The following is a 24,405-nucleotide window of genomic DNA, read 5'->3' on the forward strand; positions in this document are numbered from 1 at the left end:
GGCAAGCCGCCGCCCCTCCGGAGGAACCGTGTCGTCCTCGTCGCCCACCCCGCCCGGCTCCGCCGCCCCCGGCCCGACCGCCGCACCGGTGGCGCCGCGGTCCCTCGTCGTCCGCTTCGGCCGCTGGGCCGCGCAGGAGACGACGGGCGGGCTGCTGCTCCTCGGCGCCGCGCTGCTCGCGCTGCTCTGGGCCAACTCCCCGTGGCGCGGCGTGTACGAGACGGTGTCGAGCACGGTCGTCGGGCCCGCCGCCCTGCACCTCGACCTCAGCATCGCGACGTGGGCGGCCGACGGGCTGCTGGCGATCTTCTTCCTCGTCGTCGGCATCGAGCTCAAGCACGAGCTCGTCGCCGGCAGCCTGCGCAACCCGCGGCAGGCCGGGGTGCCGATGATCGCCGCGGTGGGCGGCATGGCCGTGCCGGCGCTGGTCTACCTGGGCGTCGTGCACGGGCTCGGGGAGCCGACCGCGTCGCACGGGTGGGCCATCCCCAGCGCCACCGACATCGCCTTCGCGCTGGCGGTGCTGGCGATCTTCGGCCGCGGGCTGCCCGTAGCGCTGCGGACGTTCCTGCTCACTCTGGCGGTCGTCGACGACCTGCTGGCCATCGTCGTCATCGCCGCGTTCTACACGAGCGAGCTCGCGGTGCCGGCGCTGCTGGGCGCGCTCGCGCTCGTCGCCGTCTTCGGGGTGCTCGTGCGGCTGCGCCGGCCGCCGGTGTGGCTGCTGGTGCCCATCGGCGTGGCGGCCTGGGTGCTCATGCACTCCTCGGGGGTGCACGCGACGATCGCGGGCGTCCTCCTGGGCCTGACCGTGCCCGCGAAGGCCCTGCACGGCGAGCACCACTCCCGCACGCACAGCTGGGAGGGCGTGTGGCGGCCGGTGTCGGCCGGCTTCGCGCTGCCCGTCTTCGCGTTCTTCGCCGCCGGCGTCAGCCTGCTCGACGAGGAGGGCAGCCCGGTGGTGGGCGAGGTGCTCGGCCAGCCGGTGGTCGCCGCGGTGGTCCTCGGCCTGGTGGTCGGCAAGGTCGTGGGGGTGCTCGGCACGACGGCCCTCGTCGTGCGCCTGACGCCGCTGCGCCTGGCGGACGGGATCGGCCTGCGCGACCTGCTGCCCGTCGGGCTGCTGGCCGGGATCGGGTTCACGGTGTCGCTGCTCATCGCGGAGCTGTCCTTCGCGGACGGCGAGCACACGGACGGGGCGAAGGTCGCGGTGCTGCTGGGCTCGGTCCTGGCGGCCGTGCTCGGGTCGGTGATGCTGCGCTGGGACGCGCGGCACGACCGGACCCGGGACATGAACGAGGACGGCATCGACGACGGGGACCTGGTGCGCATCGGGGACGAGGCACCGGCGCCCGCCGCCGATCGCCCGTAGCATCGCGCCTCCCGGGACCGCAGCCGGCCGGCCCGGCGAGGGGAGGCCTGCGTGCGGCACCCCGTCCTGCGCCCGGCACCGCCGCACCCGGCCGGTCTCGTGGTCGCGACGCTCTTCGCGGTCCTGGCGACGACCCCCTCGCTGCTGCCGCGGGACTGGCTGTTCCAGGGCCTGGTCTCGGGCGTCTCCGGAGCCGCGGGGTACGGCGTGGGCGTCGCCGGGGCGTGGCTGCTGCGGCGGTCGTCGCGGTGGCGGGCGTGGCGGGCGCGGGTCGACGTCCGCGTGCGGGACCGGGTGCCGGCGCGCCTGCGGCGCGCCGGGCTGCCGCTGCTGGGGGTGCTCGCGGCGGCGGCCCTCGTCGTGGCGCTCGCGGTCGGGGCGGGGTGGCAGCGGGAGCTGACGACGGCCATGGGCATGCCGTCGACGACGACGTCGGGCTGGCTGCGGGCCGCCCCGCTGCTCGTCCTCGTCGCCGGCGTGCTCGTCGGGGTCGGGCGCGGGGTGGGCCTGCTCGTGCGGCTGGCGGCTGCGGGGCTGCGCCGGCTCCGCGTGCCGAGCGGTGTCGCCGGGCTGGTGGCGACCCTGCTGGTGGCGACCGGGCTCGTCGTCGTCGTGGACGACGTGCTGCTCGCGCGGGCGCTGTCGGCGGTCGACGCGGCGTTCCGCGGGTCGAACCAGGCGGACCTGCCCGGGGCGCCGGCGCCCGTCGAGGCGGACCGCACGGGCGGGCCGGGGTCGCTCGTGGCATGGGAGACGCTGGGGCACTGGGGGCGGGCGTTCGTGGACGGGGAGCTGTCGGCGGCGACGCTGGCCGCGGCGCCGCGCGGGGCCGTCGCCGACCCGGTGCGCGTCTACGTCGGCATCGACAGCGCCGAGGGCGCGGCGGCGCGGGCCGACCTCGCCGTCGCCGAGCTCGAGCGGGTCGGGGGCTTCGACCGGGAGGTGCTGCTCGTCGTGACGACGACGGGCAGCGGCTGGGTGAACGCCGCGGCCGTGGACGCGCTGGAGCTGCTGCACGGCGGCGACACCGCGGCCGTCGCCACGCAGTACTCCTACCTGCCGAGCTGGCTGTCGTTCCTCGTCGACCGGTCGCGCGCGGAGGTCGAGGCGCGGGCGCTGTACGACGCCGTCGAGGCGCGGGTGGAGGCGATGCCCGCCGACGAGCAGCCGCGGCTGCTGTCCTACGGCGAGAGCCTCGGGTCGCTGGGGTCGGAGAGCGTCTTCACGTCGCTGGCCGACATCCGGGCGCGGTCCGACGGTGCGGTCTGGTCCGGGCCGCCGCACGCGAACACGGTGTGGCACGCGCTCGTCGAGCGCCGCGACCCCGGGACGCCGGAGGCCGAGCCCGTGTACGCCAGCGGGCTCGTCGTGCGGTTCGCCGACGACGCCGCCGACATCGCCGAGCCGCCGACGCCGTGGGAGGAGCCGCGGGTGCTGTACCTGCAGAACCGGTCGGACCCCGTGGTGTGGTGGTCGCCGGAGCTCCTGCTCGAGCGCCCGGACTGGCTCGCCGAGCCGCCCGTGGACGGCGACCGGCCGACGATGACGTGGTACCCCGTCGTCACGTTCTGGCAGCTCACGTTCGACCTCGTCAACGCCAAGTCGGTGCCCGACGGGCACGGGCACAACTACGAGGCCGTGCTGCTCGACGCGTGGGCGGCGGTGGCGGCGCCCGAGGGCTGGACGGACGCGGACACGGCTTCAGCGCACCTGGTGCTGGACCCGCTGCTGGACCCGCTGCTGGACCCGCTGCTGGACCAGGTGCCGGACGAGGTGCCGCCCGTGCAGGAGCAGGAGGGCTGAATTCAGTGGACGCCATGGCGCCCGACCGTGGTGAGACCGGCAGCGACGGCGAGCGGCGGGCGCGGGCGGCGTTGGAGGCGTGCGGGGCCGCGTTCACGCTGACGCGGCACGGGCCGGTGGCGTCGCTGGCCGAGGCGGCGGCGGCGCGGGGCGTGACGCCGGCGGACGTCGTGAAGACGCTCGTCGTGCGGCGCGGCGACGACGACTTCCTGTTCGTGCTGGTGCCGGGCGACCGGACGATCTCCTGGCCCAAGCTGCGGGCCCTCCTGGGCGTCTCGCGCCTGTCGATGCCCGACGCCGAGACCGCCCGCGACGTGACCGGCTACGAGCGCGGCACCATCACGCCGTTCGGCTCGACGACGGCCTGGCCCGTCGTCGCCGACCACCGGGTGCGCGGCCGCACGATCTCGCTCGGGGCGGGGGCGCACGGCGTCGCGGCGACCATGGCCGGGGACGACGTCGTGCGCGTCCTGGCCGCAACCGTGGCGGACGTGACGGATCCCGTGCCGGACGTGTGACGGAGGCGTGAGAGGGCCGGACGAGGGCGGACGTCCCTCCTCCGGGTGAAGACTGTGGCCTATCCTGGTCGCCCGGCATGCCCGTGTCGGTCCCTCGTGGGAACGTCGTGCGGGTCCCCGGACGTTGACCGGTCGGACCTGCGGGATGCCACGTGGCACCCCACGGGCGGACCGGTGAGCAGGACGCACCGGAGCGTCCGGCTGGATCACCGAGGACACCTCGGCCGGTCCCGGCGGTCCAGCGAGGGCCGCACGTGCACCACCCGCACCACGAGAGCGACGCAACCCGCAGGGGACCACGGCTGCGCGCGGCAAGGAGCACCACGTCATGACCCATCTCGCCGACAGCCCTGCCGGCGCGATCCTCGTCGAGCACGAGAGCGGCACCACGCTCGTCCGGCTCGTCGGGGAGATCGACGGGGCTCTGCGCGAGCAGGCCAGCCACACCATGGGGCTGGCCCTGTTCGCCGACCAGCGCGTCGTCGTCGACGCGACGAGCACCACCTTCGTCGACTCCTCCGGCCTGGCGTTCGTGCTGCAGCTGCACATGGCCACGCAGGAGGCCGGCCTCGAGCTGCGCCTGCGGGACCCGTCCCGCGTCCTGCGGACGGTCCTGGAGACGGTCGGGCTGTCCGACCGCATCCCCGACGACGAGCCCGCGGCCGCCACGGCGGGCACGCCGGCCGTCGGCGCCCGGCAGGCGCCGCGGGGCTAGCGCCAGAGACGGCGGCTGGCCAGCTCCGCCCCGGCGACGAGCGACTCGAGCTTCGCCCACGCGATCTGCGCGTGGACCCGGCCGCCGAGACCGCAGTCCGTGGACGCGACCACGCGCTCGCGCCCGACGCGCTGCGCGAAGCGCTCGATCCGCTCGGCGACGAGCTCCGGGTGCTCGACGACGTTCGTCGCGTGCGAGACGACGCCCGGCAGGATGACGGCGTCGTCGGGGAGCACCACGTCGTCCCACACCCGGTACTCGTGCTCGTGCCGCACGTTCGCCGCCTCGAAGGAGAAGGCGCCGGCGTGCACCCCCAGCATCGTCGAGACGATGTCGGCCATCGGCAGGTCGGTGGTGTGCGGCCCGTGCCACGAGCCCCAGCACAGGTGGAAGCGGATGCGGTCCTTCGGCAGGCCGCGCAGCGCGTGGTTGAGCGCCTCGACGCGCAGCCGCGTGAAGGCCAGGTAGTCCTCGAGCGACGGCTCGGGCTCGATCTGGTCCCAGCTCTCGGCGACGGAGGGGTCGTCGATCTGCAGGACGAGGCCCGCGTCGATGATCGCCGTGTACTCCTCGCGCAGGACGTCGGCCCAGGCGTAGAGGAACTCCTCGTCGCTGCGGCCGGTGGCGTCGTGGATGCGGGCGGCCGACCCGGGGGCCAGCGAGGTGACGAAGCCCTCGGGCGCCCCGGTGGCGTCGAGGGCCGCCCGCAGGTGCCGGACGTCGGCGGCGATCGCGTCCTGGCCCGTGTACGTGAGGTCGCCGACCGCCTCCGGGAAGACGGGCGGGGCGCCGTGGAAGATGCCCGACGTCGGGTCGGTGTAGGCCTCCGCGAACCGCTGCTGGTCGCGGCGGTGGGAGAAGCCCGTGAGCCGCACCTCGCCGGGGCCGGACACGACCTTCTCCGTCGCCCAGGCCGCCCGCTCGTCGAGCGCCAGGCCGCCCGTGCGCTGGAAGGAGTAGGACCACCAGGCGCCGAAGTCCATGGGCGAGCTCATGGCCTTGCCGTACTCGCCGTCCCCGGGGACGGAGATGCCGAGGGCCAGCTGGCGCTCGACGAGGGCGCGGACCTGCTCTCCGAGGAAGGCGTCCCAGTCCTCGGGCACGCCGTTGCCGGCCCCCTGCGCCGACTCCTGCGCCGCCTCCTGTCGCGCGCGGTTCGCCGCGACGAGCTCGTGGGTGCGCGGCAGGGAGCCGGCGTGGGTGGTGAGGATGGCGTCGTCGCTGCGGAGCATGCGGCGATGCTAGGGGCGTCCCGGTCAGGGGCGGGGGCCGCGTCCGCCGCCGGCGGGGCCGCCGCCCATCCCGCCGCCCCCGCCCATGCCGGCGACCTCGACCCCGGCGGTGGCGGTGACGAGCGTCGTCGCGCCCGAGGCGTCCCCGGACGCCGCGAGCCCGCCGACCTCGTCGCCGGACGCCGTGCCGCCCTCCGCGAGGGTGTACGTCGCGTCCGCGACGACGTCCGCCGAGGAGAGGACGACGTTGCCGACGGTGGTGCTCGTGGTGAAGGTGGCCAGCACGGCGCCGCTCTCGTCGAGCAGCTGCAGGACGGTGCCGTCACCGACGGGGGAGCTGAGGGTGAAGGAGACGAAGGACTGCGGCGACGAGGCCGAGGGGGTCATGGCCATGCCCGACGAGCCAGCCGCCAGCAGCGTGCCGCCCGAGACCTCGAAGGTCCCGTCGACGTCCAGTGCGCCGTTGCCGCTGCCCTCGGGGCCGTTCACGACGACCGTGCCGCCGGTCATCGTCAGGTAGCCGTTGGCGTCGAGACCGTCGCCGTCCGACCGCACGACGACCGTGCCGCCGCTGATCGTCAGGCCGTAGGCGTCGCTCGTGCTCTGCGCCATCGGGTCGCCACCGGCGGCCTCGGTGGCGGTGGGGTCGGAGGCGTTGACGCCGTCGTCGCTCGCGGTGATGTCGACCTCCCCGCCGGCGAGGGTGATGACGCCGGACTCGAGGCCCTCGTAGGAGTCCGTGACGGTGACGGTCCCGCCGTCGACCGTGACCGCACCGTCGCCGTGGATCCCGTCGTCGCCCGACGCGACCGTCACGGTGCCGCCGTGGATGCCGACCGCGCCGTTCGTGTGGATCGCGTCGTCGGTGGCGTCGACGTCGACCGTGCCGCCGCCGACGACGACGGACACGCCCGCGACGAGGCCGCGCGGCGACTCCGTCCCTGTCGGCGTGCTGCCGCTGCCGTCGCCGGCGGTGACCGCGAGGACGCCGTCCCCGACGACCACGTCCGTCGTGGCGTCCACGCCGTCGTCCGTGGCGGTCACCGTGGTGGTGCCGCCCGTGATCGCGACGTAGCCCGCCGTGGCATCGGTGTCGTCGTCGGACTTCAGCCCGTCGCCGCCGGCGGTGACGTCGAGCGTGCCGCCCTCGACGACGAGGTAGTCCTGCCCGCGCACGCCGTCGTCGACCGCGGTGACGACGAGCTCGCCGGACTGGACGACGAGGCCGTCGGAGGAGGAGATGCCGTCGTTGCTGCTGCCCTCCACGCTCAGCTTGCCGGTGCCGGTGATCGTCAGGTCGGCCTGGCTCGCGAGCGCGGCGGTCGGGCCGGCGCCGTCCGCGGCGGTCCAGCCCGCGGTATCGGCGAGGTGGTTCTCGCTGCCCTCGGCGAGGAGCACGGTGACCTCGTCGGCGGCGACGACGGACAGCGCGGCCCCGGTCGACGACGTGACGTCCGCGCCGTCCAGCACGAGCGTGACCGTGCCCTCGTCGGCGGTGTCGACGACGACCTGGCCGTCGTCGAGCGTGCCGGAGAGGACGTAGGTGCCGGCCGCGGTCACGGTGACGGTCGAGCCGTCGACGGTGACGCCGTCGCCGCTGCTCGTCGCCGAGCCGCCGTCGAGGGTGACCGTCGTGGCGGTGGACAGGTCCCCGTCGGCCTCCGTGCCGTCGGTGTGGGTGGCGAGGTTCGCGGCCAGGGCGTCGGTGACGGACTGCGCGGCGTCGGTGCTGGTCACGGTGCCGTCGGTGGCGTCGTCGACGGTCGTGGTGGAGCCGCTCGACGCGCTGGTCGTCGAGTCGGCGGAGGTGGTCGCGGCGGCCGTCGAGCAGCCGGTGAGCACGGCGGCGACGAGGGTGGCGGACGCGAGCGTCCGGGCGAGGACGGGGCGGCGGGCGATGCGCATGGGAGGTCTCCTGGTGGCCCGGTACGGACCGGTGGTGGGGTGAGGCGGGTCGAGGTGGTGCCGCCGGTCAAGCGGCGACGAGGTGCGGGCCGACGTCCTGGGTCAGCACGCGGTGCCAGGGGGTGGCGGGCAGGCCGGGGTGCAGGGCCGCCATGCCGGTGCCGTACTTCGAGATGCGGACGGGCCGGTACCCGTGGCGCCACAGCAGGCGGTCCGTCGACGACGGGGTCGACCCGGTCTTGGTCTCGACGACCGCCATGCCGGCCAGGGCCAGCGGCGGAGCCGACGGGGTGCCGTCGGGGCCGAGGGCCGTCCAGGTGAGACCCGTGTCGATCGTCGTGCGGCTGTCCGTGGCGGGCAGGTGCAGCGTGGCCCGGCGGTAGCGGCTGACGAGCGTGGGTCGCAGGTCGGGGATCCCGTCGCCGTCGCCCAGGGGGACCGCGGCGGCGTCGAGGACCTCGGCGGTGAAGCGCAGGCCGTCCTCGTCGAGCACGTCCCGGTGGACGAGGTCGTACGGCAGCCGCTCCTTGACGGTGGTGCCGCGCGTGCCGCGCGTCTTGACCTCCACCCAGCAGCTCGCCGCGTCGACGTAGGTGCGGGTGCGGACCTTGAACCGCCGCCGCCGCCGACGTGCCGCGCCGAGGTACGACACCAGGTCGGGGGTGTCGAAGTAGACGGACTCGTAGGCGAAGGAGCGGGCGCCGTCGATCTCGAGGACGCGGGCGCCGTCCTCGACGCCCGCGCCGATCCCGGCGAGCACGTGGTCCAGCTCGGCCAGCGGGACCACGTACTTGCGGTCCACGCGGGTCTGCCGCGAGGCCCGCTCGACGAGCTCGGCCAGGCCCACGGGCGGCAGCCGGTGCAGGACCGCCTCGCCGAGCGGCGGCACGCCGGCCGTGACGGGGACCCGGGTGCCCGCGGGGCCGCCCGTCGGGGCGCTCATCGGGGCGCTCATCGGGACACGCCCTGGTCGACGCGGTGCTGCAGGGGGAGCGGGAGAGGGTCGCGCGCAGGGGTGTGCAGCGCGGCCTGCGGCGGGGCCTGCACCGGCGGCTGCGTCGGTCGCCCGGCCTCCACCAGCTCGTACCGCACCTCCAGCGCCGTCGTGTCGTTCACCAGGTCGACCCGGTGGACGCCCACGGAGTGCACGCGGGCACCGAGCAGCCGCTCGAGGTGCGCGACGAGGGCCGTCTCGTCCGTGAAGGCGCGGTCGAGCACCATGTCCTGGCGGCGGTACCGCCGCAGCAGCCGCGGGTGGTCGCCCACGGCGAGGACGAGGACGACCAGCGCCATGAGCGCGACCGACACGAGGACGTCCGTCGTCGCCAGGCCGCCGAGGAGGCCCAGCGCCAGGGCCGCGAAGTAGTAGGCGACCTCGTGCTGGCCGAGCTCGGTGGACCGCAGCCGGATGATCGACAGCACCCCGAACAGCCCCAGCCCCAGGCCGGCGCCGACCGTGCTCGTCGCCAGGGCCGCCGACACCGCGAGCACGCCGACGTTGACGGCGAGGAAGGACACGACGAGGTCGCGGCGGCGGTGGCGCGGCAGGTAGACCGCGAAGGCGAGGAGGCAGACGGCGACGAGGTCGGCCGCGAGGAGGGGGAGGCTCATGTCGGGCTCCGGTGGGGCTCGGGGGTGCTGCTGGGGACGGGGACCATGAAGCCCGCGGCGTCTGTGCCGACCCTGTGCCGGGGGTGTGCCGGAGGTACGGACCGGCCCGACCCGCCGCCCGCGTCCGGGGTCGTGTCGGTGCCCCCGTCTACCGTCCCCGGCATGCGGATCCTGCACACGTCCGACTGGCACCTGGGCCGGTCGTTGCACGGCGTGGACCTCCTCGACCACCAGGCGGCCTACGCCGACCACCTGGTGGAGCTGGTCCGTGCCGAGCGCCCGGCGGCGGTCGTCGTGGCGGGGGACGTGTACGACCGCGCGATCCCGCCGGTCGAGGCGGTGGCGCTGCTGTCGGCGACGCTCGCCCGGCTGGCCGAGCACACGGTCGTCGTGCTCACGTCGGGCAACCACGACTCCGCGACGCGGCTCGGGTTCGGCGGGGCGCTCATGCGCGAGCAGGTGCGGCTGCGCACCACCGTGGCGGCGCTGGCCGAGCCGGTGGTGCTGCCCGGGGACGCCGAGGACGTCCTGGTCTACGGCCTGCCGTACCTGGACCCGGACGCCACCCGCGCGGCCCTGGCCGACGAGGGGGCGGAGCCGCTCGCGCGCTCGCACGCCGCCGTGACGGGCGCCGCGATGCGCCGGGTGGCGGCGGACGTCGCCCGTCGCCGTGCCGCGGCCCCGGGGCGGCGGCTGCGCGTGGTCGTCGCGGGCCACGCGTTCGTCGTCGGCGGCCAGGCCAGCGAGTCCGAGCGGGACATCCGTGTCGGGGGCGTCGACCACGTGCCGGCCGGCGTGTTCGCCGGTGCGGACTACGTCGCGCTCGGGCACCTGCACGGCCCGCAGCGGCTGAGCGGCGTCGAGGGCACGGTCGTGCAGTACTCCGGCTCGCCGCTGGCGTTCTCCTTCTCCGAGCAGCACCACCGCAAGTCGACGGTCCTCGTCGACCTCGACGCGGCCGGCGGCGTGCGGACGGAGCTCGTCGCGGCGCCCGTGCCGCGGCGGCTGGTGGACGTCCGGGGCTCGTTGGAGGAGCTGCTCGGCGCGGCGGGGGAGCCGCACGTCGACGCCTGGACGCGCGTCACGGTGACGGACGCGCACCGGCCGCCGGACCTGTACGCCCGCGTGCGGGCCCGGTTCCCGCACGCGCTCGTCGTGCACCACCGGCCACCGGAGGCCGTCGGGGCCGGCGCCCGGTCCGCGCTGGTGACGGCCGCGCGGGACCCGTGGGAGGTCTCGGCGGAGTTCGTCGCGCACGTGACCGGCCGGGACGCCACGCCGGCGGAGCTGGCGGTGCTGCGGCGCGCGACGGAGGACGTCCTGGCCGCGGAGAGGAGCGCCTGATGCACCTGCGCACGCTGACCCTGCAGGCCCTGGGGCCGTTCCGGGGCCGCCACATCGTCGACCTGGCCGCGCTGGGCGCCTCCGGGCTCTTCCTGCTCGAGGGCCCCACCGGCGCCGGCAAGTCCACCCTCATCGACGCCGTGGTCTTCGCGCTCTACGGCAAGGTCGCCTCGGCGGACGCCAGCGACGAGCGGCTGCGCTGCACCCTGGCGGCCGACGACGTGGAGACGGTCGTCGACCTGGTCTTCGAGGTCGAGGCAGGCCTCTTCCGGGTGCGCCGGACCCCGGCGTACGACCGGGCGAAGAAGCGCGGGACGGGCTCGGTGCGGCAGCAGGCGAGCGTCCGCCTGTGGCGGCTGACGCCGGACGACCCGGAGGGGACGCTGGTGGCGAGCCGGCTGGACGAGGCGGGGGCCGAGATCCTCCGCGTCGTCGGGCTGGACCGCGCGCAGTTCGTCCAGACGATGGTGCTGCCGCAGGGGGAGTTCGCCCGGTTCCTGCGCGCCGACCCGGAGGAGCGCCGCGGCCTGCTGCAGACGATCTTCGGCACGGAGGTGTACGAGCGGCTGCAGGCGCGGCTCGTCGAGCTGCGGCGCGAGGCCGACCGGGCGACCGAGGAGGCGCGGAACCGCGTGACGGGCGCGCTGGCGCGCACGGTGGGCGCGGCCGGGCTCGACGAGGGTGCCGCGACCGCGCTGGCCGCCGCGCTGGAGGAGGCCGGACCCACGACGGGCGCCGTGCTCGCGCTGACCGCGCCGCTGGCGGCCGTCGCGGCCGGGCTGGCCGAGGACGCGGCAGCTGCCGGGGAGGCGGCGGCCGTCGCGGGTGACGTGCTCTCCGGCGTGGAGGAGGCACTGCACGCGGCCGAGCGCACGGTGGTGCTCGTGCGCCGACGTACCGACCTGCTGGGGCAGCGCTCGGCACTGCAGGCCGAGGAGCCGGCCGTGCAGGTCCGGCGCGGGCTGCTGGTCGCATCGCGGACGGCCGGGCCCGTACGAGGTCCGCTGTCGGCGGCCGACCGCGCCCGCACGGAACGGACCGCCGCCGCCAAGGCCCTCGAGGCCGCGTGCGACGCAGCGCCGGCGGCGCTCCTGACCGCCCTGGGCGGTGCGACGGCCGGGGGCGGCACCGGCACCGGTACCGGCGGTGAGCACGCGGGCGGCGCGGGATCGGCGGGTGTGACGCTCGGAGTGCTGGCGGAGCGGGAGGCGCAGGCGCGCGCGGTGCTCGCCCGGCTGGAGCGTCCCGTCGCGCTGGAGGCGGGTCTGGAGGCCCGGCGGCGCGGCGTCCGCGAGGCGCGGGCTGAGGTGGACGACGCGTCGGCGGTCGCCGCGGCGGTGGCGGTCGCCCTCGCCGCGCGGCCGGAGGGGCGCGCAGCGCTGGAGGAGGCCCGCGAGGCGCTCGCCGACGCACCGGCCGCGCTGGTGCGGGCGGAGGGCGCCGTCGCGGAGGCCGAGGCGCTCGCGCGGGGGGTGCTCGCCGCGGCGGCCGCGGCCGAGGAGGTGGGGGCGGCGCAGGACGCCGTCACGCGGTGCGCCGGTGCTGCCGGGGTCGCGGTGGCGGCCGAGGCGGAGGCGCGCACGCGGCGGGTCGCGGGGCTCGCCGGCGAGCTGGCGCAGGACCTCGTCCCGGGCACGCCGTGCGCGGTGTGCGGCGGGCGGGAGCACCCGCTGCCGGCGCCGCTGGCCCCCGACCACGTCACGGAGGAGGACGTCGAGCGGCTCACGGCGGCGCGCGAGCGGGCGGAGGCCCGGCTGTCGGCCGCTGCCGCACGGCTCGCGGAGGTGACGGCCCTCGCGGACGCCGCGCACGCCGCCGTCGGCGGTGCCACGGCCGACGACGCGCGGGAGGTGCTCGCGGCGGCGCGTGCCGCGCTCGAGGCGGCGGAGGCGGACCGGACGGCCCTCCTCCGCGCCGAGGCGGACCTGCGCGAGCACGACGCGCGGACGGAGAGGCTGCGGGCGGAGGCGCAGGAGGCCGCCGGGCGGCGGGCCGAGGCGGAGGCAGGGCTCGTCGTCCTCGTCGGCGCGCTGGAGGCCGACGAGGCCGAGGTGCGGGCGGCCCGCGACGGGCACCCGACGGTCGCGGCCCGGCACTCGGCGGCCGCCGCCGAGGTCGACGTGCTCGTCGAGCTCCTCGAGGCCGTGCGGGCGCACGCCGAGGCCGACCGGACGGCGGCGCGCTGCGAGGCCGATCTGGCCGCGGCGCTGCTCGCCGCCGGTCACGGCGACGAGGCCGCCTGCCGGGCGGCCCTGCTCGAGCCGGAGGAGGAGGAGCGGCTCGACGCGCAGGTCCGCGCCCACGAGGCACGCCTCGCGGCCGTGACGGCGGCGCTGGCCGACCCCGAGCTCGCCGCCGTGGCCGACCTGTCGGCCGACGCCCTGCCCGACCTGACCCTGCTCACGGCCGCCCGCGCGGAGGCGCGGTCACGCGCCCGGGACGCGGCCGGCCGGGCGCAGGCCGCCGCGGACCGCGTCGAGGCGTTGCGCCGTCACGCCGACGCGCTGACCGCCGCCGCCGCTGACCTCGACGCGGCGGTGGCCGCGGCGGCCCCCGTGCAGCGCCTGGCGGCGCTGGCGTCCGGGACCGGCCGGGACAACGCGACCGGCCTCTCGCTGGCGACCTACGTGCTGGGGCGCCGGTTCGAGGACGTCGTCGCGGCCGCCAACGAGCGGCTCGCGGTCATGTCCGACGGCCGGTACGCCCTGGCCCGGTCCGAGGAGCGCGAGGACGTGCGGACGCGGCGCACGGGGCTTGCCATGAAGGTCCTCGACCACCGGACGGGCGCGTCCCGCGACCCGCGGACGCTGTCGGGCGGGGAGACGTTCTACGTCTCGCTGTGCCTGGCGCTGGGGCTGGCCGACGTGGTGTCGGCCGAGGCGGGCGGCATCCGGCTGGGCACGCTCTTCGTCGACGAGGGCTTCGGGTCGCTCGACCCCGGGACGCTCGAGGGCGTGCTGGCCGAGCTGGGCCGGCTGCGGGCCGGTGGACGCACGGTGGGCGTCGTCTCGCACGTGGAGGCGCTCAAGCAGGCGGTCGCGGACCGCATCGAGGTGCGGCCGTGCGGCGACGGGTCCAGCACGCTGCGGGTGCTGGCCGGATGAGCGGGAGGGCGTGTGCCCGGGAGCGGCGGCTACCAGGTCCAGCCGCGGGAGACGAGCTCGGACTCCTCGCGGAACCGCTCCGACTCGTCCATCGGACGCCGGCGGTCGACCTCGATGCCGGCGAGCCCGCACGCCTCGGCGAGCAGGGCGTCGTAGGCGAGCTGGCACGCGAGCAGGCGCGTCGTGCGGGCGTAGGCCGTGGGGTCGTCCTCGAGCTCACGGACGTTGCTGACGACGGCGCTGAGCCGGGTCTGCAGGAGCAGCGCGTCGAACGGGTCGAGGGCGCCGCCCTCCTCGCCCTTGGCCCGGCCGTTCATGGGGCCGTCGAGGAGCGCGACACGGTTGGTGCCGGACCCCTGCTGGGGCAGCACGGCCGGCGTCCGCGCAGGGGCGGACGAGCGGCGGTCGGCGTCGTGTCCCGTGGGGACGAGCATCCACACGAGCCACAGCACCGAGGAGGTCACCATGGTGACGACTAGCAGCAGCACCCACGTCATCGTGTGTCCTTCGTTCGGCTGGGAGCACGATGCTACGTGACGTACGCCTCACTTGCGAACAGAAGCGGACACCCCGGGCGTACCGCTGGGGGCGACCTGCGGGGCCGTCGCGCGGAGCTCGGGCGCCGGGAAGCGCTCGCGGGGCCGCTGACCAGCGGTCCTGCCGTCGTTCTCCGGCGGGCGAAGGAAACGGACGCACGATCCACAGGGACGGGACGGGGACGGAAACATGAGCGCCCGGGCTGCTGACGGGCGACGAGCCGGCCGCTGGGCGGTGCTCGTCGCCGTGCTGGTGCTCGTCGCCGTGGTGCTCGGCGGGCTGTGGTGGGCCGACGGCTGGGCCGGTCGGCGGGTGCGCGACGGGGTGGCGCTTGCCGTGGCCGAGGCCGTCCCCGGCGCTCGCGGCGAGCCCGAGGTCGTCGTGCACGGGTGGCCCGTGCTCACGCAGCTGGTCGCCGGCCGGCTGGAGCGGGTCGACGTCCGGCTCGACGGCGCGACGCTCGACGGCGTCGACGTCACGGACGTGAGCGGGCGGCTCCGCGGGGTCAGCACGGGCGTGGCCCCCACCGCGGAGGACGCCGTCCTGCACGCCACCGTGCCGGTGGCGTCGCTGCAGGCCCTCGTCGACGAGCAGGTGGACGTGGACACCGAGCTGGCCGTCCGGGACGGCGCGCTGACCGCCGACCTGGAGGTCCTGCGGCTGCCCGTCCGGGTCGAGCTGGGCCTGCGGGTCGAGGACGCCCGCCTGCTCGTCGACGTCGTCGGCGGCACCGTGGCGAGCGCGCGGGTGGACGTCGACGACCTCCCGGGCGTCCTGGCCAGCCGGGTCCAGGGGCTCGAGGTGCCGGTCGCGGGCCTGCCGGCCGGCCTCGCGCTGACGGACGCCGAGGTGGTGGCCGACGGCGTGCGGGTCCGTGCGGCCGGGACCGACGTGGTCCTGACGGCGTCGTCGTGAGCGCCGAGCTCGCCGCGGTGCCGCGGCCCGCGCTCGGGCTGGCCGTCGCGGCGCTCGTCGTCCTCGTCGTGTCCTGGGGTCCGGCGTGGCGCGTCGCCCGGCACGGCGTGACGCTGGTCCACGAGGCGGCGCACGGCGCGGTGGCGCTGCTCGTCGGACGGCGGCTGGCCGGGATCCGGCTGCACTCCGACACGTCGGGGCTCACGGTGTCGGCGGGCCGGCCGCGCGGGCCGGGGATGGTGGCGACCCTGCTCGCCGGGTACCCGGGTCCGGCGCTGGTCGGCCTCGCGGCGGCGCGGGTGCTGGCGGAGGGTCGCGCCGCGCTCGTGCTGTGGAAGCTGCTCGTCGTCGTCGTCCTGGTGCTGCTCGTCGTGCGGAACCTGTTCGGGCTGTGGACGGTGCTCGTCGCCGGGGGGCTTCTCGTCGCCGTCACCCAGCAGGCGTCGCCCGAGGTGCAGGGGGTCGTCGCGCACGCGCTGACCGGCCTCCTGCTGCTGGGGTCGGTGCGGGCCGTGGTGGAGCTGGGCCGGTCGCGGCGGCGGCTGCGCGGCGGCCGGCGCCAGGACACGTCGGACGCCGGGCAGCTCGCCGGGCTCACCGGCGTCCCCGGCACGCTCTGGGTCGCCTTGTTCGGGCTGGTCTGCGTCGGGTGCACCGCGCTGGCGGCCACGTGGCTCTGGGCGGCGGCGACCGCGTGACGCGGCGGGAGAGGACTCAGCCCGCGACGACGCACCGGTCGAGCCACCGCGCCATGGCGTCCCGCTCGGCCGGCGTGACCCACAGGCCGTACGCCGCCTTCACCCGCACCTGCCGCAGCACGTACGCGCACCGGTACCCGGTCTGCGGGGGCAGCCACGTCGCGGCGTCGCCCGCGCCCTTCTGCTGGTTGGCGGGCCCGTCGACCGCGAGCAGGTTCGCCGGGTCGTTCGCGAAGGCCTCGCGCTGCTCGACCGTCCAGCCCTGGGCGCCCTTCTGCCAGGCGTCCGCCAGCGCCACGACGTGATCGATCTGGACCGCCGCGGAGTCCGGGCCGCGGCGGAAGGTCAGCGTGCTCCCCGTGTAGGGGTCCGCGAGCGTCCCGGCCACGACGACGCAGGCGTCCTCGGGGTCGGTCCGCACCGCCTCCAGGTCGCGCGCCAGCACGTCGTCACGGGTGCGGCAGCCGTTGCCGTCGACGTCCGCCCACGGCTCGCCGAACCGGGCGCGGTCGTAGCCCTTGCTCGGCGCGCGCCCCTTCACCGCCAGACCCTCGAGGGCGGACCGCCCGGCCGCGAGGTCCTGCGCGGTGACGGGGAACCGGGCCGCCTGCTGGGCCTGCGTCCACACCGGCGTCCCGGCCCCGACCGCCACCGCGACCGCGAGCAGCACGAGCAGCGGCACCCATCCGGGCAGATGCCAGCGGCGTCGTCGGCGGGGTGGCCGGGTGCCCGGTCGAGGGGTCCCTCGGCGGGTCCTCGCCACGTCCACCTCCCGCTTCACCTCGCCCGCGCTGGCACGCACCTCGCACGCACCTGGCACGCACACCGCACGCACCTCGCACGGGCACCCCACGACGTGCCCCGGGGATGCCCCGAGCCGGGCAGCAGGGTGCCACCCGCGGCACGGTCCGCCGGTCGAGCCCTGCGGCGTGGCGCGCCGCCCGGGTGGGGCGGGGCTGGGGACGGCTCGATCAGCGACCGGCGGCGCGGCGCAGCGGGGCGAGGAACCGCCCGACGGCGGAGCGGGAGCGCTGCGTGGGCAGGACCGGGAGGGTCGGCGTCGCGTCGGTGGTCGGCGTGGCGTCGGCGGACCGTTCGGCGGCCTGATCGGTGGCCGGGTCGGGGGTCCGGGTCGAGGACGCCGGCCCGGCCGTGCCGGTACCGGCGCCGGCGTCGGATCGGGCCAGCGCCGCGCGCTCCCGCCGCGCCTGCGCGTGCATGCGGTGCGGCAGGTCGGCGGTGGACAGCATCGGGCCGTCGGGACGGCGGACCAGCGCGCGGACCAGGGCGTCCGTGACGGCGCGCACCTCGTCGGGCCCGAGCCGCGCCGGCAGGGCGTGCAGGATGCCCGGCAGCTCGTGCGTTCCCACGACCGCCACGCCGCGGGTGCCGCCGACCAGCGGGTACAGCTCGTGCGGCGACCGCTCGTCGGGCACGCAGACGGCCACGCGGACGAGGTGCCGGAACCGGGCGTCGAGGAGCGAGGTGATGACGCTGCCCGCGCGCTGGACCGCGCCGCGTGCGGCGTCGAGCCGGCGCGCGGCGAAGGGCCCGCCACCGGTCGCGCTCACCACGACGACGACGCCGCCCGGGCCCACGACGATGCACTCGGCCGCCGCGCCCGGCAGCTCCGCCACACGCGGTCCGTGCAGCACGGTCCAGCCCTCGAGGCGCCGCGTCGGCACCGGGGCCCCGTGCAGGTCGTCCATGGTCATGATGCCTCCCTGCCGCCTCCATCGGCACGGGTGCGGGCCGACCTGAGGCCCGGGGGACGCGGGTCTCTAGCGCTTGCCGCCCTTCGCGCCCTTGGGCGGCTTCGTCCCGGCCTTCGTCCGACCGGTGGTGGTCTTGGTGGCAGGCGCGGTGGTGGGCGCGGTAGTGGGCGCGGCGGTGGTGGCGGGCTCGGCGGGCAGCACCTGGCGCTCGACGGCCGCCCACAGGGCCGCGAAGGCGGCCGTCGCCGGGGAGCGCGGCGCGAACGTCACCAGCGGCGCCCGGTGCACGCCCATCTGCTCGACCGCGGTCGCCGCGGGCACGACGACGTCCAGCACGTCGGGCCGCCCTCCCGCCAGCTCCCCCACGGCCTGCCGGTGCGCGGTGCGTCGTCGGTCGACCATGGACAGGAAGGCGAGCACGGGCACGGGCCGCGGCGCGTCGGCGACCAGCTCGAGCACCTGCTCGAGCGAGCGAAGCGCCAGCGGGGACGGCGGCAGCGGCACGACGAGCGCGTCCGCGGCCCGCAGCACGTTGCGGGCGACGAGCGACGCCGCCGGCGGGCAGTCGAGCACGGCGAGGTCGTAGCGGTCGCGGACCGGCTCGAGCGTCTCCTCGATGCGGCGCCCCGACCGTTTGGCGGCGTCGAGCGCGAGTTCCAGGTCGCGGTAGGTGGCGTCGCCGGGCAGCACGTCGAGCGTCTCCCACGCGGTCTGCCGGATGGCCGACGCGACGGTCGACCGGCCCTGCACGAGCGCCTCGGCGCCGCCCTTGAGCCGCGGCTTCACGTCGAGCAGCCACGTCGCGCCGCCCTGCGGGTCGAGGTCCCACAGCAGCACCTCCCGGCCCGCCGCGGCGGCGTGGGCGAGGTTGACGGCCGCCGTGGTCTTGCCGACCCCGCCCTTGACCGACCACACCGCCACCGTCCGCAGCCGCCGACCGCTGCCCGTCGTCCGCCCTCGTGCCACGCCCGGCCTCCGTCCGTCGTGCGGCCCCTCGCCCCTGCCCGCGGTCCGCGGCGCGCCGCCCCGGTCGGGTGCGGTCGTGGCCCGAACCGTACCGAGCCGCCGCACGCGTGGTTCGATCGCGACGACGTGCCGCGACACAGGACCCGAGGAGATCGCCCTGCTGCCCGACCCCCTGCCCGCCACGCCGCCCGCCACACCGCCCGCCACACCGCCCGCCACACCGCCCGCCACACCGCCCGCCACACGGCCCGCCACACCGCCCGACGCCGTCCTGCTCGACCTCGACGGCACCCTCGCGGACTCCGAGCCGCTGTGGTCCCGGGCCACGGCGGAGCTGGCCGCCCGGCACGGCGCGCCCTGGGACGACGCCACGGACGGCCACCGCATCGTCGGGTGGGCGATCCCGGACATCGCGGCGCTGCTCGTCGCGCGGGGCGTGGCACTGCCGTCCCCCGTGGTCGAGGAGTGGCTCAACGACCGCGTCGCCGCGCTCATGGGGGCCGAGCCGCCGTGGCGCCCGGGTGCGACCGCGCTGCTCGGCGCCCTCGTGGACGCCGGCGTGCCGACGGCGCTCGTGACGATGACCTACCGACGGCTGGCGACGACGGTCCGCGACGCGGCGCCGCCCGGCGCGCTGGCGGTCGTCGTCGCCGGCGATGACGTGCGCCGCGGCAAGCCCGACCCCGAGGCGTACCTCACGGCCGCGGCGACCCTCGGCGCGGACCCGGCGCGGTGCGTGGCGGTGGAGGACTCCCTCACCGGCGTGACCGCCGCGCTCGCCGCGGGCGCCCTCACGTACGCGGTGCAGCCCGCCACGGTCCTGCCCGCCGCGCTGGCCGATCACCCGCGGGTGCGGCGGGTGGACGGGCTGCCGGCGGTCGCGGCCGCGCTGGGGCTCAGCGCGGCGGGACGGTGAGGTGCTCGAGCAGCTTCTCGACGAGCATCCGCTGCCGCCGCGGGGTGATCGCGTCCCCGCCGAGCGCCACTGAGGCACGCAGCCCGACGAGCAGCCACAGGGCCTCGTCCACCACCGTCTCGTCGGACTCGGCCGTCCGCACCTCGCCCCGGGCGCGGCCCTCACGCAGGTGCTGGTACATCCGCGTCCGGCAGCGCTCGTGGTGCCCGGCGAACAGCGCCGCCACGGCCCGGTCCTGCGTCGCCGCCTCCCAGAAGGCCGTGACGACCCGTGCCTCGAGGCGGCGCTCGTCGTCGAGGGGCAGCAGCTCCACCCACTGCCGCCGCAGCGCCTCGAGCCCCGTCGTGCCGTCGACCGCCGTGGCGACGCGGGCCTCCGCCCGCTCGAACGCCTGCCGGCACGTGGCGTGCAGCAGCTCGTCCTTCGTCGGGAAGTAGGGCTTGACCGCCCCGTTGGCGAACCCGGTGACCTCGGCCACGCGGCGCAGGGTCACGGCGGCGAGCCCCTCGTCGAGGATGAGCCGGCCCGTCGCCGCCACGAGCTCGTCGCGGCGGCGGTCGCGGTCCACCGTCCTGGGCACGGTCGCCTCCCCTCGGTCGAGGCAGCGCTGCCCCGCCGGCGGCCGGGAGCGCGCCCCCGTCGTCCGCGCGCCCGACGGTAGTGGTCCGCGGCGTCCCCCGAGGCCGGTGCGGACGGGTCGTCCGTCACAGCGGGCGCTCACGCCGGACGCCGCGCCGCCGATGGGCTGACGGGCCGGCCGGCCCGCCGCCGCCCGCCGCGAGCGGCGACCTGGGACGGGGGACGCGTGCACGACGAGACGGCCGCCGCCGCGGCGCCGCCCGCGCCGGACCCTTCGCCCGCTCCCGTGCCCTGGGCCGACGAGGTGCTCGGCGTCCCCCGCCGGCACCCGCTGCGGGACCTCGACGCGGTCCGCTCGGTCGTCCTCGACCTGCCCGACGAGGGCCGCGACCTGCTCGACCGCCTCGTCGAGGGGCGCCGCGTGCTGCTCGTCGCCGGCGAGCCCGCGGGGGGCGAGGGCGTGTGGCGCGTGCTCCCGCCGCCCGCGACGGCTGGGCCGGCCACCACGCCCGGTGTCACGCCCGGTGTCACGCCCGGTGCCCCGCCCGTGCCCGTCGACGAGCCCCCGGGCGACCCGCTCGAGGCGCTCGCCCGGGCGGCGGCGGCCGCGGACCGGCGCCTCGACGGCGCGGAGCTCGTCCTCGCGCTCGGCCGGCTGTCGGACGCCGACGACGCCCCCGGCTGGTCCGTCGCCGCCGGCGGGAGCCGGCTCGGCCGCACCGCCGCCCTGCTCCTGCCCGTACGGCTGCACCCGTCGCCCGAGGCCCCCGACGCGTGGGAGCTGCGGTGCGAGCCGGGCCGTCCCGCCCGCCGCAACGCCGCCGCGGGCCGCGCCGTGGCCGCCGAGCACGGGCCGCTCGCCGCCGCGCTCGCCGACCCCGCCCCCGTCCCGGTGACCCGGCTGGCCGGGGTGCTCGACGAGGTCCTCGCCGCCGCGACGCCACCGGTGCGCGCGACCCGCGCCGCCGAGCTCGCCCTCCTGCCGCTCGCGCCCCTCGAGGACGCGGCCGCCCTCCGAGCGCTGCCGCTGCCGGTCGCGGGGCTGAACCCGCGCGGGCCTTGCCCGGGGGTCGAGGTGCTCGAGACGCCCGCCGGGCCCGGCGGCACGCGCGCCGTGGCCGACGTGCTCGTCGCCGCGCTCACGGCCGGGACGCCGGTGACGGTCGTCGCCGGGCAGGACGCGGACCTCGACGACCTGGCCGCCCGGCTCGACGCCGCGGCCCTCGGACCCTTCGTGCTCGCGCTCACCGGGCGCGGCGCCACCGTGGGGGGGCTGCGGGACCGGCTGCGCAGCGCGGGGCGGCCCCCGGCGGCGCTGCTCGAGGGCGTCACGGGGGACGCCGCGGAGCACGCCGCGCTCACGGCCCGCCTGGCGCGCGACGACGCGGCCGGGCACCTGCCCGGCCCGGCCGGCGTGGCGCTGTGGGACGCGTTCGCGGCGGTGCTGCGGCTCGAGGCGGAGCTGCCGCCCGAGGCGGTCGCCCTCGCGCCGGCCCTGCCCGTCGGCGACCTCGCGCGGCGTCCGGACGCGCTGCCCGCGCTGCGGTCGACCGTCGCCGACCTGGCGGAGGCGCTCGTGGGGGGCGGGGACCCCGACGCGTGGGCCGCCGAGCACCTCGCGGGCACCGCGGAGGCCGACCTCGACCGCGTCGCCGTGGCGGTCACCGGCCTGCTCGCTGCCGACCGCGCCGTCCGCGCCACGGGCAGCGCGCTCGCCGACCTCGTGGCCGCCCCGCGCGTGCTGGTCGACGTCGCGGCGCACCTCGAACTCGTCGCCGCGTGGCTGGACGCGGGCGCGGCCTCGCGTCCCGTCGCCGCGTCCGCGTGCGTCCGGACCGTCGACGACTCCTGGCACGCCGCCGCGTCCGCCGCGCGGGCCGCGCTCGCCGGGGTCCGTTCCGCCGGGAGGGAGCTCGTCGGGCCGGACGGCTCCGTCGGCCCCGGTGCCCTCGGCCTCGACCTCGACGTCCTGGACGCGACCCTCGTCGCGACCCCGGAGCGGCGCTGGTGGCCCGAGCGGGACCGGCGCCGGCGCCGGGCCGCGGTGCTCGCCGCGCTCGCCCCGCACCGTCGGCCGGACGTCGCGCTCGAGCCCGACGACGCGCCCGGGCTCGTCGAGGCGCTGCTGGCGCTGCGGGACGCCGCGAGGGAGGTCGTCCGGCGGGTGGCCGCGGTCCCGGGGACCGTGCTGCCCCCCGGGTGGCAGCCCCTCGACGACGCCGCCGCCGACGCCCTGCTCGCCGACCTCGACCTGCGCGCGGCCACCGCCGCGCTGGCCACGGCACCCGGCGTCGGCCCGGGGGCCGTCGACGCGGCCGTGCCGCCCGGGCCGGCGGAGGCGCGCGCGGCGGCGGAGGCGGTCCGCGCGCTCGCGGCCGCGTGGTCCGCCCTGCCGGCCGCGCTCGGCACGGACCTGGCGGGGCTCGCGAGGGCGTGCGGCGACCGGCCCCCGGCCGCGGTGCTGACCCACGACGGTCCGCGGTGGGCCGACGAGGTCGCGGCGGGCCTGCCCGGGCTGCGGGCGCGCGCGGGCCTGCGGCTGGCCCGGGCGGCGCTGCCCGACGAGGTCGCGGCGGTCCTGCTGCCCGACGGGCCCGGGGGCCGGCGACGCGCGCGGGTCGCACCGGAGCACCTCGTGGGCACGGTGGAGCTCGCGGCGGCCCACGCCGTTCTCGACGAGCGCCGGGCCGCCCTGGACCCGCGCTCCTCGGGCACCGCCGTGCTGCGGCCGGCCGAGCGGGCGGCCGTCGTCGATCGGCTGGCCGCCCTGGAGCTCGCGGAGCGGTCCGCGGCCCGGGCGCGCGTGCCGCTGCGGCTGCTCGCGGCCCTGCCGGAGGAGGCCCGCGTCGCCCTGGCCGACGGCCTCGTCGCCGACCTCGCGGCGGCCGTGCCGATGCGGCCCCTGTGGGCGTTCCTCGCGGGCCGCGGCGACGACCTGGCGGTGCTGCTGCCGGCGGTGCTCGTGCCCCTGGACCTGCTGGGCCGTGCCCTGCCGCTGCAGCACGAGGACGCGGTGCTCGTCGTGGAGGACGCCGGCCGGGTGCCGGCGGCGCGGGTCGCGGTGGCCGCGTCGCGGGCGCGCCGCGTGCTGCTCGTCGAGCGCACGGGAGGGGCGCCCCCCGACCCGGCCAGCGCCCTCGTCGTCCTCGGCGCCGGTGCGTCCCCCGTACAGGACGGCGGCGGCCCCCGGCGGCCGGAGCTGCGGGCGGCCGGCGGCGGCCCGGCCTGGGGGCGGCACCGGGCGGCCGTGGCCGCCGCGCTGGTGGCGGCGGGCCTCGTCGTGCGCGACCCGGCCGGTCCGGAGGGGACGGTCGCGGACCTCGTCGTCGGACGGGCCGACGGGTCCGGGGTCGCCGTGCTGCTCGACCGGCCGGCGCCCGGGGCGCCCGCCGGCAGCAGCAGCGGCGACGTGGCGCTGTCGGCCTGGCTGCAGGGCCGTGACGACGGGGGCTCCTGGGCCGCGGTGCGTACCGTGACCGCGGCCGCGTGGCTGACCGTCCCGGACGGTGTCGTCCAGGACGTGGACGCAGCGCTGCCCCCGGTGGCGGGATCCGCTGCACGTCACACGATGAAGTGATGACAGACAACACCGCACCCGACCCGCGCGAGGCCCACCCCGGCACGGAGGCCCAGGACGCCGAGACCATCGCCCACCCGGGTCTCACCGGCGACATGCCCTCCGAGCCCGACCACGGCGAGGAGAGCTACGTCGGCCACGGCAAGCTCGACGGCCGCAAGGCCCTCATCACCGGCGCCGACTCCGGCATCGGCCGCGCCGTCGCCATCGCCTTCGCCCGCGAGGGTGCCGACGTGGCCATCTCCTACCTGCCCGAGGAGGAGGAGGACGCGAAGGTCACCGCGTCCTGGGTGGAGAAGGCCGGCCGGAAGGCCGTCCTGCTGCCCGGGGACATCCGCGACGAGTCCTTCTGCACGCAGCTCGTCGAGAGCGCCGCCTCCGGGCTCGGCGGCCTCGACGTGCTCGTCAACAACGCCGCGTACCAGATGGCGCAGCCGGCGGGCCTCGAGGACATCACCACCGAGCAGCTCGACCGCGTCTTCAAGACCAACCTCTACGCGATGTTCTGGATCACGCGGGCGGCCCTGGCGCACCTCGGCGCGGGCTCGACCATCGTCAACACGAGCTCCGTGCAGGCCTTCCAGCCCAGCCCGCCGCTGCTGGACTACGCCACGACGAAGGCCGGCATCCTCAACTTCACGAAGGGCCTGGCGGAGACCCTGGCCGAGAAGGGGATCCGCGTGAACGCGGTGTGCCCCGGCCCGATCTGGACCCCGCTCATCCCCGCCACGATGCCCGAGGAGAAGGTCGACGAGTTCGGCGGCGACACGCCGCTCGGCCGCGCCGGCCAGCCGGCGGAGATGGCCCCGGCCTACGTCTACCTGGCCTCGCCGGACTCGAGCTACGTCACCGGCGACCGCATCGTCGCCACGGGCGGCAAGATCGTCTGACCGGACGG

20 protein-coding genes are annotated in these 24,405 nt (G+C 77.7%); 11 read left to right on the forward strand and 9 right to left on the reverse strand.

Annotated elements, in window-relative coordinates; translation table 11 throughout:
* The first annotated feature begins 28 nt into the window (after positions 1-28).
* From nhaA to BM048_RS07940, 4 genes are all read left to right on the forward strand, one after another.
* A complete protein-coding gene (nhaA, locus tag BM048_RS07925; RefSeq protein ID WP_373308405.1) occupies positions 29-1,372 on the forward strand; it encodes a Na+/H+ antiporter NhaA in 1,344 nt (447 codons plus the stop codon).
* A gap of 51 nt (positions 1,373-1,423) precedes the next feature.
* Positions 1,424-3,175 (forward strand): alpha/beta hydrolase, encoded by a 1,752-nt coding sequence (locus tag BM048_RS07930; protein WP_090032172.1) that lies wholly within the window; start codon positions 1,424-1,426, stop codon positions 3,173-3,175.
* Positions 3,176-3,189: 14 nt separating this feature from the next.
* The gene (locus tag BM048_RS07935) at positions 3,190-3,693 is read left to right on the forward strand and encodes an aminoacyl-tRNA deacylase (RefSeq protein WP_090032453.1); all 504 of its coding nucleotides are present in this window, start codon (positions 3,190-3,192) and stop codon (positions 3,691-3,693) included.
* Positions 3,694-4,021: 328 nt separating this feature from the next.
* A complete protein-coding gene (locus BM048_RS07940) occupies positions 4,022-4,408 on the forward strand; it encodes an STAS domain-containing protein (protein ID WP_090032174.1) in 387 nt (128 codons plus the stop codon).
* On the opposite strand, the gene BM048_RS07945 is transcribed toward BM048_RS07940, so the two are convergent.
* The 4 genes from BM048_RS07945 to BM048_RS07960 all read right to left on the reverse strand — a co-directional run bounded on the left by BM048_RS07945 (position 4,405) and on the right by BM048_RS07960 (position 9,156).
* Entirely contained in the window at positions 4,405-5,640 is a 1,236-nt protein-coding gene (locus BM048_RS07945; protein ID WP_090032176.1) for a cobalamin-independent methionine synthase II family protein, read from the reverse strand. The two genes, BM048_RS07940 and BM048_RS07945, sit on opposite strands and share 4 nt — an antisense overlap.
* A 24-nt stretch (positions 5,641-5,664) precedes the next feature.
* Positions 5,665-7,545, reverse strand: coding sequence for a carbohydrate-binding domain-containing protein (locus tag BM048_RS07950; RefSeq protein ID WP_090032178.1), 1,881 nt, complete (start codon positions 7,543-7,545; stop codon positions 5,665-5,667).
* Between the two features lie 67 nt (positions 7,546-7,612).
* A complete protein-coding gene (locus BM048_RS07955) occupies positions 7,613-8,488 on the reverse strand; it encodes a polyphosphate polymerase domain-containing protein (RefSeq protein ID WP_090032180.1) in 876 nt (291 codons plus the stop codon).
* Between the two features lie 8 nt (positions 8,489-8,496).
* On the reverse strand, positions 8,497-9,156 hold the full coding sequence (locus BM048_RS07960; protein WP_090032181.1) for a DUF4956 domain-containing protein: 660 nt from the start codon (positions 9,154-9,156) through the stop codon (positions 8,497-8,499).
* 162 nt (positions 9,157-9,318) lie between these two features.
* On the opposite strand from BM048_RS07960, the gene BM048_RS07965 reads away from it, so the two are divergent.
* On the forward strand, positions 9,319-10,500 hold the full coding sequence (locus tag BM048_RS07965; protein ID WP_090032183.1) for an exonuclease SbcCD subunit D: 1,182 nt from the start codon (positions 9,319-9,321) through the stop codon (positions 10,498-10,500).
* Positions 10,500-13,604: an AAA family ATPase gene (locus tag BM048_RS07970; protein ID WP_090032185.1), complete on the forward strand. Its 3,105-nt coding sequence runs from the start codon at positions 10,500-10,502 to the stop codon at positions 13,602-13,604. Before BM048_RS07965 ends, BM048_RS07970 begins: the two co-directional genes overlap by 1 nt.
* 29 nt (positions 13,605-13,633) lie before the next feature.
* Here BM048_RS07970 and BM048_RS07975 read toward each other — a convergent pair whose 3' ends face one another.
* Positions 13,634-14,101, reverse strand: a complete 468-nt coding sequence (locus tag BM048_RS07975; RefSeq protein WP_090032187.1) for a hypothetical protein — start codon at positions 14,099-14,101, stop codon at positions 13,634-13,636.
* 229 nt (positions 14,102-14,330) lie between these two features.
* On the opposite strand from BM048_RS07975, the gene BM048_RS07980 reads away from it, so the two are divergent.
* Positions 14,331-15,056, forward strand: coding sequence for an LmeA family phospholipid-binding protein (locus BM048_RS07980; RefSeq protein ID WP_090032189.1), 726 nt, complete (start codon positions 14,331-14,333; stop codon positions 15,054-15,056).
* Complete coding sequence (locus BM048_RS07985) at positions 15,053-15,754, forward strand: M50 family metallopeptidase (protein ID WP_090032191.1); 702 nt, start codon at positions 15,053-15,055, stop codon at positions 15,752-15,754. Before BM048_RS07980 ends, BM048_RS07985 begins: the two co-directional genes overlap by 4 nt.
* 16 nt (positions 15,755-15,770) lie before the next feature.
* Here BM048_RS07985 and BM048_RS07990 read toward each other — a convergent pair whose 3' ends face one another.
* The 3 genes from BM048_RS07990 to BM048_RS08000 all read right to left on the reverse strand — a co-directional run bounded on the left by BM048_RS07990 (position 15,771) and on the right by BM048_RS08000 (position 18,435).
* On the reverse strand, positions 15,771-16,436 hold the full coding sequence (locus BM048_RS07990; protein ID WP_239078725.1) for an HNH endonuclease family protein: 666 nt from the start codon (positions 16,434-16,436) through the stop codon (positions 15,771-15,773).
* Positions 16,437-16,725: 289 nt separating this feature from the next.
* Positions 16,726-17,469 (reverse strand): hypothetical protein, encoded by a 744-nt coding sequence (locus BM048_RS07995; RefSeq protein WP_139224363.1) that lies wholly within the window; start codon positions 17,467-17,469, stop codon positions 16,726-16,728.
* Between the two features lie 66 nt (positions 17,470-17,535).
* Positions 17,536-18,435 carry a ParA family protein gene (locus tag BM048_RS08000; RefSeq protein ID WP_175499383.1) on the reverse strand — a complete coding sequence of 300 codons (900 nt, stop codon included), beginning with the start codon at positions 18,433-18,435 and terminating at the stop codon, positions 17,536-17,538.
* A 76-nt stretch (positions 18,436-18,511) separates the two neighbouring features.
* Here BM048_RS08000 and BM048_RS08005 point away from each other — a divergent pair, with 76 nt between their 5' ends.
* Positions 18,512-19,351, forward strand: a complete 840-nt coding sequence (locus tag BM048_RS08005; protein WP_139224365.1) for an HAD family hydrolase — start codon at positions 18,512-18,514, stop codon at positions 19,349-19,351.
* Here BM048_RS08005 and BM048_RS18135 read toward each other — a convergent pair.
* The gene (locus tag BM048_RS18135; RefSeq protein WP_175499385.1) at positions 19,332-19,931 is read right to left on the reverse strand and encodes a TetR/AcrR family transcriptional regulator; all 600 of its coding nucleotides are present in this window, start codon (positions 19,929-19,931) and stop codon (positions 19,332-19,334) included. The two genes, BM048_RS08005 and BM048_RS18135, sit on opposite strands and share 20 nt — an antisense overlap.
* 225 nt (positions 19,932-20,156) lie before the next feature.
* Here BM048_RS18135 and BM048_RS08015 point away from each other — a divergent pair, with 225 nt between their 5' ends.
* Both BM048_RS08015 and BM048_RS08020 read left to right on the forward strand, forming a co-directional pair.
* Complete coding sequence (locus BM048_RS08015; RefSeq protein ID WP_175499387.1) at positions 20,157-23,507, forward strand: hypothetical protein; 3,351 nt, start codon at positions 20,157-20,159, stop codon at positions 23,505-23,507.
* On the forward strand, positions 23,507-24,397 hold the full coding sequence (locus BM048_RS08020; RefSeq protein WP_090032201.1) for an SDR family oxidoreductase: 891 nt from the start codon (positions 23,507-23,509) through the stop codon (positions 24,395-24,397). The genes BM048_RS08015 and BM048_RS08020 overlap by 1 nt, the downstream gene beginning before the upstream one ends.
* Positions 24,398-24,405 lie beyond the last annotated feature (8 nt).

The organism is Cellulomonas marina (genome assembly GCF_900111925.1).
Lineage (GTDB): Bacteria > Actinomycetota > Actinomycetes > Actinomycetales > Cellulomonadaceae > Cellulomonas > Cellulomonas marina.